This window comes from Pseudomonas sp. P8_241, assembly GCF_034008315.1.
In the GTDB taxonomy this organism is placed as follows: Bacteria; Pseudomonadota; Gammaproteobacteria; order Pseudomonadales; family Pseudomonadaceae; genus Aquipseudomonas.
Genome location: NZ_CP125377.1, coordinates 5,153,227 through 5,170,778, shown reverse-complemented (window position 1 = coordinate 5,170,778; position 17,552 = coordinate 5,153,227). Strand labels below are relative to the sequence as shown.

General features: G+C 60.2%; 14 protein-coding genes. 11 read left to right on the top strand and 3 right to left on the bottom strand.

Going from position 1 to position 17,552, the window contains the following annotated elements:
* The first annotated feature begins 339 nt into the window (after window positions 1-339).
* The 11 genes from pcaR to pcaC all read left to right on the top strand — a co-directional run bounded on the left by pcaR (window position 340) and on the right by pcaC (window position 11,193).
* Complete coding sequence (gene pcaR, locus QMK58_RS23105) at window positions 340-1,182, top strand: pca regulon transcriptional regulator PcaR (protein WP_053155594.1); 843 nt, start codon at window positions 340-342, stop codon at window positions 1,180-1,182.
* A 124-nt stretch (window positions 1,183-1,306) separates the two neighbouring features.
* Complete coding sequence (locus tag QMK58_RS23100; RefSeq protein ID WP_053155596.1) at window positions 1,307-2,653, top strand: MFS transporter; 1,347 nt, start codon at window positions 1,307-1,309, stop codon at window positions 2,651-2,653.
* Window positions 2,654-2,928: 275 nt separating this feature from the next.
* On the top strand, window positions 2,929-3,786 hold the full coding sequence (locus tag QMK58_RS23095) for a CoA transferase subunit A (RefSeq protein ID WP_008054173.1): 858 nt from the start codon (window positions 2,929-2,931) through the stop codon (window positions 3,784-3,786).
* Entirely contained in the window at window positions 3,786-4,565 is a 780-nt protein-coding gene (locus QMK58_RS23090) for a CoA-transferase subunit beta (protein ID WP_053155600.1), read from the top strand. Before QMK58_RS23095 ends, QMK58_RS23090 begins: the two co-directional genes overlap by 1 nt.
* A complete protein-coding gene (gene pcaF / locus QMK58_RS23085; RefSeq protein ID WP_172681786.1) occupies window positions 4,562-5,767 on the top strand; it encodes a 3-oxoadipyl-CoA thiolase in 1,206 nt (401 codons plus the stop codon). The genes QMK58_RS23090 and pcaF overlap by 4 nt, the downstream gene beginning before the upstream one ends.
* 37 nt (window positions 5,768-5,804) lie before the next feature.
* Window positions 5,805-6,509, top strand: coding sequence for a protocatechuate 3,4-dioxygenase subunit beta (gene pcaH / locus QMK58_RS23080; protein WP_320395494.1), 705 nt, complete (start codon window positions 5,805-5,807; stop codon window positions 6,507-6,509).
* A gap of 1 nt (window position 6,510) precedes the next feature.
* On the top strand, window positions 6,511-7,077 hold the full coding sequence (gene pcaG, locus QMK58_RS23075) for a protocatechuate 3,4-dioxygenase subunit alpha (protein ID WP_053155606.1): 567 nt from the start codon (window positions 6,511-6,513) through the stop codon (window positions 7,075-7,077).
* A gap of 180 nt (window positions 7,078-7,257) precedes the next feature.
* Window positions 7,258-8,562 (top strand): MFS family transporter, encoded by a 1,305-nt coding sequence (locus QMK58_RS23070; protein WP_053155608.1) that lies wholly within the window; start codon window positions 7,258-7,260, stop codon window positions 8,560-8,562.
* Between the two features lie 45 nt (window positions 8,563-8,607).
* Window positions 8,608-9,972: a 3-carboxy-cis,cis-muconate cycloisomerase gene (locus QMK58_RS23065; RefSeq protein ID WP_320395493.1), complete on the top strand. Its 1,365-nt coding sequence runs from the start codon at window positions 8,608-8,610 to the stop codon at window positions 9,970-9,972.
* An 11-nt stretch (window positions 9,973-9,983) separates the two neighbouring features.
* Entirely contained in the window at window positions 9,984-10,790 is an 807-nt protein-coding gene (gene pcaD / locus QMK58_RS23060; RefSeq protein WP_053155613.1) for a 3-oxoadipate enol-lactonase, read from the top strand.
* Between the two features lie 10 nt (window positions 10,791-10,800).
* Entirely contained in the window at window positions 10,801-11,193 is a 393-nt protein-coding gene (gene pcaC, locus QMK58_RS23055; RefSeq protein WP_008054163.1) for a 4-carboxymuconolactone decarboxylase, read from the top strand.
* A gap of 116 nt (window positions 11,194-11,309) precedes the next feature.
* Here pcaC and QMK58_RS23050 read toward each other — a convergent pair whose 3' ends face one another.
* The 3 genes from QMK58_RS23050 to emhB form a co-directional block, all read right to left on the bottom strand.
* Window positions 11,310-12,569, bottom strand: a complete 1,260-nt coding sequence (locus tag QMK58_RS23050; protein ID WP_053155615.1) for an OprD family porin — start codon at window positions 12,567-12,569, stop codon at window positions 11,310-11,312.
* Window positions 12,570-12,928: 359 nt separating this feature from the next.
* Window positions 12,929-14,389 carry an efflux RND transporter outer membrane subunit EmhC gene (emhC, locus tag QMK58_RS23045; RefSeq protein WP_053155617.1) on the bottom strand — a complete coding sequence of 487 codons (1,461 nt, stop codon included), beginning with the start codon at window positions 14,387-14,389 and terminating at the stop codon, window positions 12,929-12,931.
* Window positions 14,389-17,550, bottom strand: coding sequence for an efflux RND transporter permease subunit EmhB (gene emhB / locus QMK58_RS23040; RefSeq protein WP_053155619.1), 3,162 nt, complete (start codon window positions 17,548-17,550; stop codon window positions 14,389-14,391). Before emhB ends, emhC begins: the two co-directional genes overlap by 1 nt.
* Window positions 17,551-17,552: the final 2 nt, after the last annotated feature.

Here is a 17,552-nt window from a genome sequence, read left to right as displayed (position 1 = left end):
AAAGTGGTGCAGGGATGTGACCGAATTGTTGCTGGAAACTTAACGGACGATAAGAGATCTGGCAGATATCAGATGCGGGGCGATGCCTTTCTGACGCCATTAAGTCGGTCAATTCAAGGTAACTATATCGACTCCCTAACTGTGGAGACCAGGCGGCGAAAATTCAAGTTGGTGATTGAGGGAACGCGCTTTGATTGCGATCACTCAAGGGAGGCAAGCGACTGGATTGCGATTATCGGGCGCGCGTTCGATAATCGCCCATTGTTGATTGCCCGGGGTTGTGCGATGAGTGCCAGCCCCTTGTAATAGCCGCTGATCCGTGCGGGAAAAGGACCTTATATGAACGATCAATTGCGCAACTCTTTCGCTTCCGTCGCCCCGCCCATCGTCGCGTCGCCGGCCAAGCGGATTCAGGCATTAACGGGTGATCCGGATTTCATGACCTCCCTGGCCCGTGGCCTGGCCGTGGTGCAAGCTTTCCAGGAGCGCAAGCGGCACCTGACCATCGCCCAGATCAGCCATCGCACGGAAATTCCACGTGCCGCTGTGCGTCGTTGTCTGCACACGTTGATCAAGCTCGGCTATGCCACCACCGATGGCCGCACGTATTCGTTGTTACCTAAAGTGCTGACCCTGGGCCATGCCTATGTATCCTCGACGCCGCTGGCGGTTTCTGCCCAGCCGTATCTGGATCGCATGAGCGAGCAGCTCCACGAGGCATGCAACATGGCCACGCTGGAAGGCGACGACATCCTGTACATCGCCCGTTCCGCAACAACCCAGCGGCTGATCTCGGTTGATCTGTCGGTAGGCGGGCGCCTGCCGGCGTATTGCACATCGATGGGGCGGATTCTGCTGGCAGCGCTGGATGACACGTCTCTGGGCGAATACCTCGATCACGCCGAATTGCAGGCCAAGACCAGTCGTACAATTCACACCCCCGAGGCCTTGCTCGAATGCCTGCAAGAAGTTCGACAGCAAGGCTGGTGCATCGTCGACCAGGAACTCGAGCAAGGGCTGCGTTCGATTGCGGTCCCGGTGTACGACGCCTCCGGCCAGGTGGTCGCCGCGCTCAATGTGAGCACCCATGCCGGCAGGGTCAGCCGCAACGAACTGGAACAACGGTTCCTGCCGGGCCTGTTGAGTGCCAGCCGCGACCTCAGCGCGCAGCTGTTTGCCTAAGCTGTTCGATAAACGCACAAAGTCGCGTTTATCGAATTGACGCTGTTTCCTCTGGCTCATTACTGTCGCGGCTTCGTCAGAGTCTGCTGACACCGTTCGCCTGCGATTTGTGGAAATAAAAATAATGAACCAGCCTCAGTCTGCTGTAGGAAACTGCCTCGACGTGCAGTCCTTCATCAATGCCCAACCCATTTCACGCTACCAGTGGCGCGTGGTGATTCTGTGTTTTCTGATTGTCTTCCTCGATGGCCTCGACACCGCAGCCATGGGCTTCATCGCGCCGGCGCTGTCTCAGGATTGGGGTATCGACCGCGCCAGCCTTGGCCCGGTGATGAGTGCGGCGTTGATCGGCATGGTCTTCGGCGCGTTGGGCTCGGGTCCGTTGGCTGACCGTTTCGGACGAAAAGTCGTACTGGTCGGCGCGGTACTGTTGTTCGGTGCCTTCAGTCTGGCTTCGGCGTACAGCAGTAATGTCGAGCAGCTTCTGGTGCTGCGCTTCCTGACTGGCCTGGGCCTGGGTGCCGGCATGCCGAACGCCACGACGTTGTTGTCGGAATACACCCCGGAGCGTAAGAAGTCTTTGCTGGTGACCAGCATGTTCTGCGGCTTCAACCTCGGCATGGCCGGTGGCGGATTCATTTCGGCCAAGTTGATTCCCGCGTTCGGCTGGCACAGCCTGTTACTGATTGGCGGGATTCTGCCGTTGATTCTTGCGGTGGTTTTGCTGTTCTGGTTGCCGGAATCGGCACGTTATCTCGTCGTCCGAAACCGCGGCACCGACAAAGTACGCAAAGCGCTGGCGCCGATTGATCCAGGCGTGGTGGCGCAGGCGTCCAGCTTCAGTGTGCCGGAGCAGAAAACCGTCAAGGCGCGCAATGTGTTTGCGGTGATTTTCTCAGGCACCTACAGCGTGGGCACCTTGTTGCTGTGGCTGACCTACTTCATGGGCCTGGTCATTGTTTATCTGCTGACCAGTTGGTTGCCGACCCTGATGCGCGACAGCGGCGCGAGTATGGAGCAGGCGGCCTTCATCGGTGCGTTGTTCCAGTTTGGTGGTGTGCTCAGTGCGGTCGGAGTGGGCTGGGCGATGGATCGGTTTAATCCGCACAAGGTCATCGGCACCTTTTACCTGTTGGCCGGGGTGTTTGCCTACGCGGTGGGGCAGAGCCTGGGCAACATCACGATTCTGGCGACGCTGGTGCTGGTGGCCGGGATGTGCGTCAACGGTGCGCAGTCCGCGATGCCATCCCTCGCGGCGCGGTTCTATCCGACCCAAGGCCGTGCAACCGGGGTCTCGTGGATGCTCGGCATCGGACGTTTCGGCGCGATTCTCGGTGCCTGGATGGGTGCCACGCTATTAGGGCTTGGCTGGAACTTTGAGCAGGTACTGACGGCGTTGGTGATTCCCGCGGCGCTGGCGACCGTAGCGGTGGTGATCAAGGGCATGGTCAGCCATGCGGATGCGACCTGATTCGGGTTTGAAATAGTGGTGTAGCAGTAAAAGATCGCAGCCTGCGGCAGCTCCTACAGGGGAATGTATAAATCTGTAGGAGCTGCCGCAGGCTGCGATCTTTTGGGGGCAGCGCATAAAGATAGCCAAACAACAATGTGTTCGATAAACGAACGCTCAGTCGATTATCGGATTGTTTGACGTTTTTCAGGGGCTTAATCTTCAGTCATTCCGGCGTCGCGCATCGGCGCCTTTTTCATCCACTGTTGGTTAATAACAAATGGGAGCCTGCCCCAATGGCTGAAATCCTTTCGCTGCACGACGCGGTGAAGCAATTCGTAAACGACGGCGATACCGTCGCGCTCGAGGGCTTTACTCACCTGATCCCTACGGCGGCGGGTCACGAAATCATTCGCCAGGGCAAGAAAGACCTGACTCTGGTGCGGATGACCCCTGACCTGATCTATGACCAGTTGATCGGTGCCGGTTGTGCTCGCAAACTGATTTTCTCTTGGGGCGGCAACCCGGGCGTTGGTTCGCTGCACCGTCTGCGTGACGCTGTCGAGAAGCAATGGCCCCACGCGCTGGAAATCGAAGAACACAGCCACGCCGACCTGGCGAATGCCTACGTCGCCGGGGCTTCTGGCCTACCGTTCGCGGTACTGCGTGCCTACGCCGGTTCCGACCTGCCGAAGGTCAACCCGCTGATCAAATCCGTCACTTGCCCATTCACCGGTGAAGTGCTGGCCGCCGTGCCTTCGGTGCGCCCGGACATTACCGTGATTCACGCACAGAAAGCCGACCGCAAGGGCAACGTGTTGCTCTGGGGCATTCTCGGCGTGCAGAAAGAAGCCGCGCTGGCCGCCAAGCGCTGCATCGTCACCGTTGAAGAAATCGTCGACGATCTCAATGCACCGATGAACTCCTGTGTATTGCCAACCTGGGCCTTGAGCGCAGTCTGCCACGTACCTGGCGGCGCGCATCCGTCCTACGCCCACGGTTACAACGAGCGCGACAACCGTTTCTACCAAGCCTGGGACCCGATTGCCCGCGACCGTGAAACCTTCACCGCGTGGATCAACGAATACATCCATGGCAGCGCTGACTTCAGCGAGTTCCAGGCCAAACTGGCCGCCGCTTCGGAGGCTAAGTAATGACTTACACCACTAATGAAATGATGACCGTCGCCGCTGCCCGCCGTCTGAAGAACGGTTCGGTGTGCTTCGTAGGCATCGGTCTGCCGTCGAAAGCAGCCAACCTGGCACGCCTGACTTCTTCGCCGGATGTAGTCCTGATCTACGAATCGGGCCCGATTGGTGCCAAGCCAAGCGTATTGCCCCTGTCGATCGGTGACGGTGAACTGGCGGAAACCGCTGACACCGTGGTGCCGACCGGTGAGATTTTCCGTTACTGGTTGCAAGGCGGGCGTATTGACGTCGGTTTCCTCGGCGCGGCGCAAGTCGACCGTTTCGGCAACATCAACACCACCGTGGTCGGTGATTACCACTCGCCGAAAGTGCGCCTGCCAGGTGCCGGTGGCGCGCCGGAAATTGCCGGTTCGGCCAAGAGCGTACTGATCATTCTCAAGCAATCGGCACGTTCCTTCGTTGATAAGCTCGACTTCATTACCTCGGTCGGCCATGGCGAGGGCGGTGATTCGCGCAAGCGTCTCGGCCTGCCTGGCGCCGGTCCGGTCGGCATCATTACCGATCTGTGCATCATGGAGCCGGAAGAGGGCACCCATGAGTTCGTGGTCACTGCACTGCACCCGGGCGTCACCCGTGAGCAAGTGGTTGCCGCCACCGGTTGGGCGATTCGTTTTGCCGACCATATCGAGCAAACCGCTGAGCCGACTGAAGTCGAACTGACAGCGCTGCGCGATCTCGAAGCCCGCACCGCTGCCGCCCACGGTCAAGCCCCGGGAGAAGCGTGATGCGTGACGTATATATCTGCGATGCGATCCGCACACCTATCGGCCGCTTCGGCGGTGGCCTGTCGACGGTTCGCGCCGACGACCTGGCTGCCGTGCCGATCAAAGCCTTGATGGAGCGCAATCCGTCGGTGGACTGGAACGCGGTGGACGAGGTGTTCCTCGGCTGCGCCAACCAGGCGGGTGAAGACAACCGCAACGTGGCGCGCATGGCACTGCTGCTGGCCGGACTGCCGGAAACCATTCCGGGCGTGACCCTCAACCGCCTCTGCGCTTCGGGTATGGATGCCATTGGCACTGCCTTCCGCGCCATTGCCAGCGGCGAAATGGAGTTGACGATTGCCGGCGGCGTCGAGTCGATGTCCCGGGCGCCGTTCGTGATGGGCAAGGCCGACGCGGCGTTTTCGCGCAATATGAAACTGGAAGACACCACCATCGGTTGGCGCTTCATCAACCCGTTGATGAAAGCCCAGTACGGCGTGGACGCGATGCCGCAGACTGCCGACAATGTCGCGGATGATTACAAGGTCTCCCGCGCCGATCAGGACGCGTTCGCCTTGCGCAGTCAGCAACGTACCGCCGCCGCGCAAGCTGCAGGCTTTTTCGCCGAAGAAATCGTTGAAGTGCGCATTGCCCACAAAAAGGGTGAAACCGTGGTCAGCCAGGACGAACATCCTCGCGCCGATACCACCCTGGAAGCCCTGACCAAACTGAAACCGGTCAACGGCCCCGACAAAACCGTCACGGCCGGCAACGCCTCCGGTGTGAACGATGGCGCTGCCGCGTTGATCCTGGCCTCGGCCGAAGCGGTGAAGAAACACGGTTTGACCGCCCGTGCCAAAGTGCTGGGCATGGCCAGCGCCGGTGTGGCCCCGCGTGTGATGGGTATTGGCCCAGTGCCAGCGGTGCGTAAACTGATCGAGCGCCTCGGTGTGGCGGTCAGCGATTTCGACGTGATAGAACTCAACGAAGCGTTTGCCAGCCAGGGTCTGGCGGTGCTGCGTGAACTGGGAATCGCCGACGACGCGGCCCAGGTCAACCCGAATGGTGGCGCCATTGCCTTGGGTCATCCGTTGGGCATGAGTGGTGCGCGATTGGTATTGACTGCGTTGCATCAGCTGGAAAAGACCGGTGGCAAGAAAGGTCTGGCAACCATGTGTGTCGGTGTTGGCCAAGGTCTGGCTCTGGCTATCGAGCGCGTTTGACGCGCTCTGAAGACTTATAAGAACTGAGGAATGTTTCATGACTGACAAGCCTGGTTACCGTCGCCCGCAGGAAGGCACTCAACCGCCGTACCTGCATCCGACTTACCAATCAACCAACCTGCGCTCGCCGTCGAAACCGTTGGTGTTCCTGCCGCATTCATTGTCGGAAATTACCGGTCCAACCATCGGTGCCGAACGCATCAATGAGAAGGACAATGACCTGACTGCCCAGCATGACGCGGAACCTCAGGGTGAGCGCATCATCATCCACGGCCGTGTGCTGGACGAAAACGGTCTGCCTGTGCCGGGGATTCTGGTAGAGATCTGGCAGGCCAACGCCGCCGGTCGCTACGCCCATGCCCGCGACCTGCACGACGCGCCGCTGGACCCGAACTTCACCGGCACCGGTCGCACCGTGACCGACGCCGATGGCTGGTATCAATTCCAGACCATCAAGCCTGGTGCGTATCCGTGGGGTAACCACCACAACGCCTGGCGCCCGGCGCACATCCATTTCTCGTTGTTCGGGCCGAGCATCCTCACGCGTCTGGTCACGCAGATGTATTTCCCGGGCGACCCGCTGCTGGCCTACGACCCGATTTACAACTGCGTACCCGACACCGGTGCAAAAGAGCGCTTGATCGCCACGTTCGATCTGGAAAAAACCATCCCTTCCTATGCCCTCGGTTATCGTTGGGACATCGTTTTGCGCGGCCGCGACGTCACGCCGATGGAGAAATAAGATGACGCTGACTGCGACCACGTCCCACACCGTCGGACCTTACTACCACATCGGCCTGACCTGGCTGAACCGCGAAAACCTGACCGTCGAACAAACCTTGGGCGAGCGCGTGGCGATCACCGGGCAAGTGGTTGATGGCAACGGCGATGTCGTCAACGACGCGATGCTGGAAGTCTGGCAGGCCAACGCGGCCGGCAAATACGACCACCCGGAAGACGACCAGGACAAACCCCTGGACCCGAATTTCGAGGGATTTGGCCGGGTGCCGGTGGATGCCGAAGGGCGCTTCCGTTTCACCACGATCAAACCGGGTACCGTGGAAGGCCTGAAAGGTACGATCCAGGCGCCGCACTTGGTGGTGCTGGTGTTCGCCCGTGGTCTGGTGAAACACTTGCTGACACGGATCTATTTTGATGGCGAACCGGCCAACGTCGACGATCCGCTGCTCGAATGCGTACCGGCCGAACGCCGCAGCACGCTGATGGCGAAGCAGGATGCATCAGGTGTTTACCAGTGGAATGTGATTCTGCAGGGCACTGATGCCGAGACGGTGTTCTTCGATTATTGAGTGAGCACCGTGCCCCCTGTAGGAGCCGGCTTGCTGGCGATTGCGGTGTCAGTTTCATCAATGTTGAATGACACAGCGCAATCGCCAGCAAGCCGGCTCCTACAGAGGCTCCTGCATCTGCGGAACGGGACTGTTGCAAAGTGTGTCTAGACTCTCACTGTCCCCATTGAGTGAAAAACGATGACAACCCCGATTTCTACTACAGCTTTATATACGGGCGAGGAGCGCAGCAAGCGGATCTTCGCCATTGTCGGTGCCTCGTCCGGCAACCTGGTCGAATGGTTCGACTTCTACGTCTACGCCTTCTGTGCGATTTATTTCGCCCCAGCCTTTTTCCCGTCCGACAACCCCACGGTGCAGCTCGTCAATACGGCGGGCGTATTCGCCGCCGGGTTCCTGATGCGACCGATCGGCGGCTGGATTTTCGGGCGTGTCGCGGACAAGCACGGGCGCAAGAACTCGATGCTGATCTCGATTCTGATGATGTGCTTCGGCTCGTTGTTGATCGCCTGTCTGCCGACCTACAAGGACATCGGTGTCTGGGCGCCGATCCTGTTGCTGTTCGCGCGTTTGCTGCAGGGCCTGTCCGTGGGCGGCGAGTACGGCACCACCGCAACCTATATGAGTGAAGTGGCGCTCAAGGGCCAGCGTGGGTTCTTCGCTTCGTTCCAGTACGTGACCCTGATCGGCGGACAGCTGCTGGCGGTGTCGCTGGTAGTGATCTTGCAACAATTCCTCACTGAGGACGACCTGCGCGCCTACGGCTGGCGGATTCCGTTCGTGGTCGGTGCCGTGGCGGCGCTGATTTCGCTGTTCCTGCGTCGTTCGCTGAAAGAAACCACCAGCAAGGAAATGCGCGAAAACAAGGACGCCGGCAGCATCAAGGCGCTGTTCCGCGATCACAAAGCCGCGTTCATCACCGTGCTCGGTTACACCGCCGGTGGCTCGCTGATTTTCTACACCTTCACCACGTACATGCAGAAGTACCTGGTGAACACCGCCGGCATGCACGCCAAGACGGCCAGTTACATCATGACTGGCGCGCTGTTTCTTTATATGTGCATGCAGCCGATCTTCGGCATGCTCGCGGACAAGATTGGCCGACGTAACTCGATGCTCTGGTTCGGCGCGCTGGGTACCTTGTGCACCGTGCCGATCCTGCTTAGCCTCAAAAGCGTCAGCAGCCCGTTCATGGCTTTTGTGCTGATTACCCTGGCGCTGGCGATCGTGAGTTTTTACACCTCGATCAGCGGCCTGGTGAAAGCCGAGATGTTCCCCCCGGAAGTGCGCGCACTGGGCGTTGGCCTGGCGTATGCGGTGGCGAATGCGATCTTCGGTGGCTCGGCGGAATACGTGGCTCTGAGCCTCAAGGCCGTAGGGATGGAAAACTCCTTCTATTGGTACGTGACGGTGATGATGGCAATCGCCTTCCTGTTCAGCCTGCGCCTGCCGAAACAGGCGAAGTATCTGCATCACGATCTTTGATCTTCACGCGCGGGTCGGCAAGGCCCGCGCCTTCAGGAACTGTTTATGAACCAGCGACCGGGCAATCAATTGTTCGATGCCTATTTCACTGCCCGCGATATGCGTGAGGTGTTCTGCGATCAGGGCCGGGTCCAGGCCATGCTCGATTTCGAAGCGGCGCTGGCCCGTGCCGAGGCTCGGGTTGGCTTGATTCCGGTGAGTGCTGTCGCGCCGATTGAGGCCGCGTGCAGCGCCGGACATTACGACTTTGCCGCTCTTGGCGAGGCGATTGCCACGGCCGGGAACTCGGCGATTCCGTTGGTCAAGGCGCTAGGCAAACAGATCGCTGCGCACAATGCCGAGGCTGAACGTTACGTGCATCTTGGCGCGACCAGTCAGGATGTGATGGACAGTGGTCTGGTTCTGCAATTGCGCCGAGCGCTGGAACTGATTGAAAAAGATCTCGCCGACCTGGGCCAATCCCTCGCGGTGCAAGCCCAGCGCTACGCCGCCACTCCCCTGGCAGGGCGTACCTGGTTGCAACATGCGACCCCGGTTACCCTGGGCATGAAAATCGCCGGTTGGCTGGGCGCAGTGACCCGCAGTCGTCAGCGGTTGCAGGAACTCAAGCCGCGCCTGTTGGTGCTGCAATTTGGCGGTGCGTCCGGAACCCTTGCAGCCCTTGGCGAACAGGCGATGCCGATAGCCCAGGCGCTATCTGAAGAACTGCAACTGACCTTGCCAGACCAGCCGTGGCACACCCAGCGCGATCGCGTGGTGGAGTTCGGTTCGGTTCTGGGTCTGATCGCCGGCAGCCTCGGCAAAATGGGCCGCGACATCAGCCTGTTGATGCAGACCGAAGCCGCCGAAGTGTTCGAGCCATCGGCACCGGGCAAGGGCGGTTCCTCGACCATGCCGCACAAACGCAACCCGGTGGGCGCGGCGGTGTTGATTAGTGCGGCGACCCGTGTTCCCGGTTTGCTCTCGACGCTGTTCAGCGCCATGCCGCAAGAGCACGAGCGCAGCCTCGGTTTATGGCACGCCGAATGGGAAACCCTGCCGGAGATTTGCTGCCTGGTGTCCGGCAGCCTGCAACAAGCGCTGCTGGTTGCCCAGGGACTGGAAGTGGACGCCGAACGCATGAGGCGCAACCTCGACCTGACCCAAGGCCTGGTGCTTGCCGAAGCGGTGAGCATCGTCCTTGCGCAACGCGTAGGGCGCGATACCGCACATCATCTACTCGAACAATGCTGCAAACGTGCCGTGGCCGAACAGCGTCATCTGCGAGCGGTGCTCGGCGACGAGCCGCAAGTGACTGCCGAGTTGTCGGCCACCGAACTCGATCATCTGCTGGACCCCGCCCATTATCTCGGTCAGGCCAAAACCTGGGTCGAGCGAGCGGTGGCTGAACATTCTGCATTGACTGCCTGAAGGAGATTGCTGTGGCTTTCGTTCAACTCGCCGATGGCGAACTGCACTACCAAATTCAAGGGCCGCAACTCGACGGACCGGTCGACGCGCCGGTGCTGGTGCTGTCCAACTCTCTGGGCACCGATCTGCACATGTGGGACGCGCAAATCCCGGCGTTCACCGAGCATTTTCGTGTGTTGCGTTTTGACACTCGCGGCCACGGCCAGTCCTTGGTGACACCGGGGCCGTACAGCATCGAGCAACTGGGTCACGACGTGCTGGCGCTGCTGGATGCCTTGCACATCGAGCGCGCACATTTCTGCGGCCTGTCCATGGGCGGGTTGATCGGCCAGTGGCTGGGCATAAATGCCGGCGAGCGCCTGAACAAGCTGATCGTGTGCAACACTGCAGCGAAAATTGGCGATCCATCGATCTGGGACCCGCGCATCGAGATGGTGCTGCGCGATGGTCAGGCGGCCATGATTGCCCTGCGTGATGCATCGATTGCACGCTGGTTCACCCCGGACTTCTCCGAAGCCAACCCGGCGGCGGCCAAGCAGATTACCGACATGCTCGCGGCCACTTCCCCACAGGGTTATGCAGCCAACTGTGCAGCCGTGCGCGATGCCGATTTCCGCGAGCAATTGTCGTCGATCAAGGCGCCGCTGCTGGTCATCGCGGGCACCGAAGACGCCGTGACGCCACCGTCCGGCGGCCACTTCATTCAGGAACACGTGCCGGGTGCCGAGTACGCCGAGTTTTACGCCGCGCATTTGTCCAACGTCCAGGCAGGCGACGCATTCAGCGAACGCGTGCTGACGTTCCTGTCGGCTCAGTGAGGGATTTTCCGTGGACGAAAAACAACGTTACGACGAAGGTATGGAAGTCCGTCGCGCGGTGCTGGGCGACGCCCACGTCGACCGCAGTCTGACCACCCTGACCGAGTTCAACTCGGAGTTTCAGGAGATGATCACCCGCCACGCCTGGGGTGATATCTGGACCCGACCAGGCCTGCCGCGCCACACTCGCAGCCTGATCACCATTGCCATGCTGATCGGCATGAACCGCGAGGGCGAACTCAAATTGCACCTGCGCGCCGCCGCCAACAACGGCGTCAGCCGTGGCGAGATCAAGGAAGTGATCATGCAGAGCGCAATCTACTGCGGGATTCCGGCAGCCAATGCGACGTTCCACCTGGCGGAATCAGTGTGGGATGAGTTGGGGGTTGAATCGCGGGAGTAAGTGATCTGATCCCTGTAGGAGCCGGCTTGCCGGCGAAGAGGCCCTGGAATTGTGCGTCACTGGTGAGGCCGACTTCGCTGGCAAGCCAGCTCCTACAGAAATGGCAGTGCTGGTAGTTAAAGCAAACTGATCGGATAGCTGACGATCACGCGGTTTTCATCGAACTCGTTGTTGCTGTAGTCCCGGCGCATGGTCGAGTTGCGCCACTTCACGTTCAAGTCCTTCAGCGCACCGCTTTGCACGGTGTAGCCCAGTTCCGATTCACGTCCCCATTCCCTGCCATCGGTGATGGTGCCGGTGTGCACGTTGTCACCGCTGATGTAGCGGTTCATCAGGGTCAGGCCCGGCGCGCCGACGCCGGCGAAGTTGTAGTCGTGGCGTACTTGCCAGGATTTTTCCTGGGCATTGTCGTAGCTGGAGTTGTAGCTGTCGTTGGCCAGCGTCCCGCCGCTGGTGCCGTTGACGCGCATCCAGGCGCTGTCTCCGGTGAGTTTTTGCAGGCCGACATAAAAGGTGTTGCTACCGTATTTTGCCGAGAGCATCCCGGACCAGGTCTTGTTGTCCAGATCGCCGGCCCGGGCGCTGCCGTCTTCCTTGCCGTAGAAGTAGCCAAGGTTGGCGCCCAGGGTCCAGTCGCCAAGGGGCTGGCTGTGGATCAGATTGACGTATTGCTGGCTGTAGATGTCCTTGAGTTCAGCGTTCCACAGACCGATCTGGGTGCGCTTGTCGTTGAACACGTACTCGCCGCCCTGGAAGTTGAAACGGTCGGACGTGAACGCGGCTTTGCCGGTCATCGACATGTCGCCCATGCTGCTGTCGTCACGCGGGCTGTTCTGCCGGAACTGGCCGCCGTAGAGCGTCAGGCCATTGATCTCCTTCGAGGTGATCTGGCCGCCACGGAAGGTTTGCGGCAGCGAGCGACCATCATCCGAGCGCAGGATAGGCAGCACCGGCATCCATTCGCCGACCTTCGCTTCAGTCTGCGACAGCCTGGCCTTGAACGCGACGTTGGTGCGGCCGAAGTTGTCTGCCGGGCGACCATCGCTATCGAGCGGCAGCAGTTGCGTTCCGCCAGTGCCCTTGCCGCCATCAAGCTTTACCGAGTACAACCCCAGCACATCCATGCCAAACCCGACGATGCCTTGAGTGAATCCGGACTTGGCATCGAGGATGAAACTTTGCGTCCACTCCTCAGCCTTGCCCTGGGCCTTGGTCGGGTTGGTGAAGTTGCGGTTGAGGTAGAAGTTGCGCAGGTTCAGGTTGACCTTGGCGCCTTCGACAAAACCCGGTTCCTCGGCATGGGCAGGCAGGGTCGCGCTGGCCACGGCAATGGCGATCAGGCCGGGAACGAAATACTGCGCAGGAGAAGGCTTCATGGGGTTGGGTCTCTCTAATTCTTTGGGGTGAAACGGGGCGATGCCGCAACCCGGGGTTGCAGACGAACAGTCGATCAGGACAAGCGAAGCGGATCAGCCGGAGAGGGCGGGGCGCGGGGGCATGGTGTCGAACCTGTTGTTTTTGGTTTTGTGGTTCGGATGGTGTGGGAAATGTACTGGATGGTTCAATTGCTAAGATTGGGTTTTGGGCGATTATCGAACGGCAAAAGATCGCAGCCTTCGGCAGCTCCTACAAGGGAACGCGAATGTCCGCGTAGGAGCTGCCGAAGGCTGCGATCTATTAATTTTAACCAACAAAAAGCCCACCAATCGGTGGGCTTCGTGTTTTCACAGCGCTATCAGAACAACTTCAACTCCGGCGCTTCTTTTTTCAACGGCTCGTTCTTCGCCGTTTGTTCGTTCCAGCCACCGCCCAAGGCCTTGTACAGATTGACCTGGCTGACCAGCTGCGCCAGACGGTCAGTGATCAGCACTTGTTGCGCGCTGAACAGCTGACGCTGGGCATCGAGGAAGGTCAGGTTGCTGTCGACACCGATGCGGTAACGACGCTCGGCCAGGCGGTAGTAGTCCTGGTTGGCACTGACGAAATCTTTCTGTGCCTGCAACTGCTGGACGTAGGTCTGGCGCGCGGCCAGGCCGTCGGCGACTTCCTGGAAGGCCGTTTGAATGGACTTCTCGTAATTCGCCACGCCGATGTCTTTCTGGATTTTCGAGTAATCCAGGCTGGCACGCAGGCTGCCGGCGTTGAAGATCGGCAGGTTGATCTGCGGCTGGAACAGCCAGGTCCCCGAACCACCGTTGAACAGACCGGACAGGTCCGGGCTCAAGGTGCCTGCGTTGGCCGTCAGGCTGATGCTCGGGAAAAACGCAGCCCGCGCCGCGCCGATGTTGGCGTTGGCGGCCTTCAGGTTGTATTCGGCCTGGAGGATGTCCGGACGACGTTGCAGCAGGTCCGATGGCAGGCCAGGCGGAACGTCGCTCAGCAGATCGTCGTTCAGCGGTTTGGCCGCTTGCAGGTTGGCTGGAATGCTGGTGCCGAGCAACAGCACCAGGCTGTTCTCGTCCTGGGCGACCTGGCGGGTGTACTTGGCCAGTTGCGCACGGGCGTTTTCCACCGAGGTGCGCGATTGCGCCAGGTCCAGGGCCGAAGCGACGCCGACTTCATTGCTGCGGGCGGTGAGCTTATAGCTCTCCTCGAATGCAGCGAGGGTGTCCTGGGTCAGCTTCAGCAGTTCCTTGTCGGCCTGCCAGGTCAGGTAGGCGTTGGCTACGCTGGCCACCAGGCTGATCTGGGTGCTGCGGCGACCTTCTTCGGTGGCGAAGTACTTTTGCAGCGCTTCTTCGTTCAGGCTGCGAACGCGACCAAACAGGTCGAGTTCGTAGGCACTGACACCCACAGTCGCCGAGTAGGAACTGGTGATGCCGGATTCACCTGTCTGCGAAGCGTCGGCCGGAACCCGCTGGCGGCTGCCGGTGCCGTTGGCCGAAACCGCCGGGAACAGATCGGCCCGGGAGATGCGGTACTGCGCCGCAAAGGCATCGATGTTCAAGGCAGCGACGCGTAAGTCACGGTTGTTTTCCAGCGAGATCTGAATCAGCTGTTGCAATGCCGGGTCATGGAAAAACTGCTTCCAGCCTTGTTCGGCAGCGGCCTGAGCGGGAGCCTGGGCCGGCGAATACGCCGGCCCTTCAGGGTATTGGCCCGCCACCGGAGCGTCCGGCTGCTGATAGTCAGGTATCAGCGAGCAGCCACCGAGCACGAACGCGGCAACTGCCAGGGAGAGTAGCGACTTGCTCATTAGCCAGCCTCTTTAGGAGTTTCAGTAGCGTCATCCTGGTCGACGTTTTTACGCTGACCCATGGCAGACACAGTGACGAAGAACAGTGGGACCCAGTAGATTGCCAGCACGGTAGCCGTGATCATACCGCCAATCACACCGGTACCGATTGCATGCTGGCTACCGGAACCGGCGCCCGTGGAGATCGCCAGCGGAACCACACCGAGGACGAACGCCAGCGAGGTCATGATGATCGGCCGCAGACGCATCCGGCAGGCTTCGATCGCTGCATCGCGCAGGCTGCGCCCTTGTTCATGCAGCTCCTTGGCGAATTCGACAATCAGAATGGCGTTTTTCGCCGCCAGACCGATAGTCGTCAACAGGCCCACCTGGAAGTACACGTCGTTGGACAGACCGCGCAGGCTGGTGGCCATGAGCGCACCAATGATCCCCAGCGGAACAACCAACATCACCGCGATCGGAATCGACCAGCTTTCATACAGCGCCGCCAGACACAGGAACACCATCAGCAGCGACAGGGCATACAACGCTGGCGCTTGCGAGCCGGACAGACGTTCCTCGTACGACAGGCCGGTCCAGGAAATACCGACACCGGCCGGCAGTTTCTTGGCAATGGCTTCAACTTCGGCCATGGCTTCACCGGTGGAGTATCCCGGAGCCGGGGCGCCGAGGATTTCCATCGCTTCGACGCCGTTGTAACGGGCCAGTTTCGGCGAACCGTAGATCCACTCGCCCTTGGCGAACGCCGAGAACGGCACCATGGTCCCGGTGCTGTTGCGCACGTACCACTTCTGCAGGTCTTCAGGGCTCATGCGAGCACCGGGCTGGCCTTGCACGTAAACCTTCTTCACCCGACCGCGGTCGATGAAGTCGTTGACGTAGCTACTGCCCAAGGCAATCGACAAGGTGTTGTTGATGTCAGCGATGGTCACGCCCAACGCGCTGGCCTTCTCGTCATCGATTTCCAGCTGGTATTGCGGTTCGTCGTTCAGGCCGTTCGGACGGACCTGCGACAGGATCTTGCTTTGCGCCGCCATGCCGAGGAACTGGTTGCGCGCTTCCATCAATTTTTCGTGACCGATACCAGCGCGGTCCTGGAGGAACACGTCGAAACCGGTGGCGTTCCCCAGTTCCAGTACCGCCGGTGGCGCGAAGGCAAACACCATGGCGTCACGGAAGGTGAAGAAGTGCTGCTGGGCACGGGCCGCGACCTTGAACACGTTGTTGTCGGCGTTACGTTCATCCCACGGGCGAAGCATGATGAACGCCATACCCGAGCTCTGGCCACGGCCGGCGAAGTTGAAGCCGGTCACGGTAAACACCGAGTTCACCGCATCGCCTTCACCGCCATCCTTGCCCGGACGCAGCAGGAATTCGCGCATTTCGTCCACGACCACCTGGGTACGCTGGGCCGTCGAACCGGCTGGGGTTTGCACCTGGGCAAACAGTACGCCCTGGTCTTCTTCCGGCAGGAACGCCGTTGGAATGCGGGTGAACAGCCAGATCATGCCGACGACGATCAGCAGGTACGCCAACAGGTACGGTGCCTTGTGCTTGAGCATACTGCCCACACCGCGCTCGTAGCTTCTGACACCGCGGTCGAAATTGCGGTTGAACCAGCCGAAGAAGCCGCGTTTCGGGGTGCCATGTTCGCCTTTGGCAATCGGCTTGAGCATGGTGGCGCAGAGTGCCGGGGTGAAGATCAGTGCAACCAGGACCGACAGGGCCATGGCCGAGACGATGGTGATCGAGAACTGCTTGTAGATCACGCCGGTGGAACCGCTGAAGAACGCCATCGGCAGCAGAACCGCCGACAGTACCAGGGCAATACCGACCAGTGCACCCTGGATCTGGCCCATGGATTTCTTGGTGGCTTCCTTGGGTGACAGGCCTTCTTCGCTCATCACCCGTTCGACGTTTTCCACCACGACGATGGCGTCGTCCACCAGCAAGCCGATGGCCAATACCATACCAAACATGGTCAGGGTGTTGATGCTGAAACCGGCCGCCGCGAGGATCCCGAACGTACCGAGCAATACCACCGGCACGGTCATCGTGGTGATAATGGTGGCGCGGAAGTTCTGCAGGAACAGGAACATCACCAGGAACACCAGCGCGACCGCTTCGACCAGGGTGTGAACCACGCCTTTGATCGATTCGGTCACCACCGGGGTGGTGTCGTACGGGAATACCACTTCCATCCCTTCCGGGAAGAACGGCTTGAGGCTGTCGATGGTCGTGCGCAGGGCTTTTGCGGTGTCGAGGGCGTTGGCGCCGGTGGCCAGTTTCACCGCCAGACCGGACGCCGGAGCGCCGTTGAACTGGGCATTGATGCTGTAGTTCTCACCGCCCAGGCCGACTTCGGCGACATCTTTCAAACGAACTTGCGACCCGTCCTTGTTGACCTTGAGCAGGATCTTGTCGAATTGTTCGGCGGTCTGCAGGCGGGTCTTGCCGATGATCGTCGCGTTCAGCTGTGTGCCGGGCAGGGCCGGCAAACCGCCGAGCTGACCGGAAGACACCTGCACGTTCTGTGCGGCGATGGCGGTCTTGACGTCGATCGGGGTCAGGTTGAAGTTGTTCAACTTGGCCGGGTCGAGCCAGATACGCATGGCGTACTGCGAACCGAACACCTGGAAGTCGCCGACACCGGCGGTCCGTGAGATCGGGTCCTGCATGTTCGACACGATGTAGTTGGACAGGTCGTCCTTGGTCATGCTGCCGTCACGCGACACCACGCCGATCACCAGCAGGAAGTTCTTCACTGCCTTGGTCACGCGGATACCCTGTTGCTGCACTTCCTGCGGCAGCAGCGGGGTGGCCAGGTTCAGTTTGTTCTGTACCTGAACCTGTGCGGTGTCGGAGTTGGTGCCTTGCTCGAAGGTCGCGGTAATGGTCATGGTGCCGTCGGAGTTACTTTCCGACGAGACATAACGCAGGTTGTCGATACCGTTGAGTTGTTGCTCGATCACCTGAACCACGGTGTCCTGCACGGTTTGCGCCGAAGCGCCCGGGTAGGCTACGGAGATCGCAATCGCCGGAGGCGCAATGCTCGGGTATTGGTTGATCGGCAACCGGAGGATCGATAGTGCCCCGACCAGCATGATCACCAGGGCAATTACCCAGGCGAAAATCGGACGGTCGATAAAAAATTTCGACATGG

Excerpts from the sequence above, each read along its gene's own strand:
- QMK58_RS23065 (WP_320395493.1), top strand. The coding sequence starts at position 8,608 with ATGAACCAGCGACCGGGCAATCAATTGTTCGATGCCTATTTCACTGCC.
- QMK58_RS23100 (WP_053155596.1), top strand. The coding sequence starts at position 1,307 with ATGAACCAGCCTCAGTCTGCTGTAGGAAACTGCCTCGACGTGCAGTCC.
- emhC (WP_053155617.1), bottom strand. The coding sequence starts at position 14,389 with ATGAGCAAGTCGCTACTCTCCCTGGCAGTTGCCGCGTTCGTGCTCGGT.
- pcaH (WP_320395494.1), top strand. The coding sequence starts at position 5,805 with ATGACTGACAAGCCTGGTTACCGTCGCCCGCAGGAAGGCACTCAACCG.
- emhB (WP_053155619.1), bottom strand. The coding sequence starts at position 17,550 with ATGTCGAAATTTTTTATCGACCGTCCGATTTTCGCCTGGGTAATTGCC.
- QMK58_RS23070 (WP_053155608.1), top strand. The coding sequence starts at position 7,258 with ATGACAACCCCGATTTCTACTACAGCTTTATATACGGGCGAGGAGCGC.
- QMK58_RS23050 (WP_053155615.1), bottom strand. The coding sequence starts at position 12,569 with ATGAAGCCTTCTCCTGCGCAGTATTTCGTTCCCGGCCTGATCGCCATT.
- pcaR (WP_053155594.1), top strand. The coding sequence starts at position 340 with ATGAACGATCAATTGCGCAACTCTTTCGCTTCCGTCGCCCCGCCCATC.
- pcaG (WP_053155606.1), top strand. The coding sequence starts at position 6,511 with ATGACGCTGACTGCGACCACGTCCCACACCGTCGGACCTTACTACCAC.
- QMK58_RS23090 (WP_053155600.1), top strand. The coding sequence starts at position 3,786 with ATGACTTACACCACTAATGAAATGATGACCGTCGCCGCTGCCCGCCGT.
- QMK58_RS23095 (WP_008054173.1), top strand. The coding sequence starts at position 2,929 with ATGGCTGAAATCCTTTCGCTGCACGACGCGGTGAAGCAATTCGTAAAC.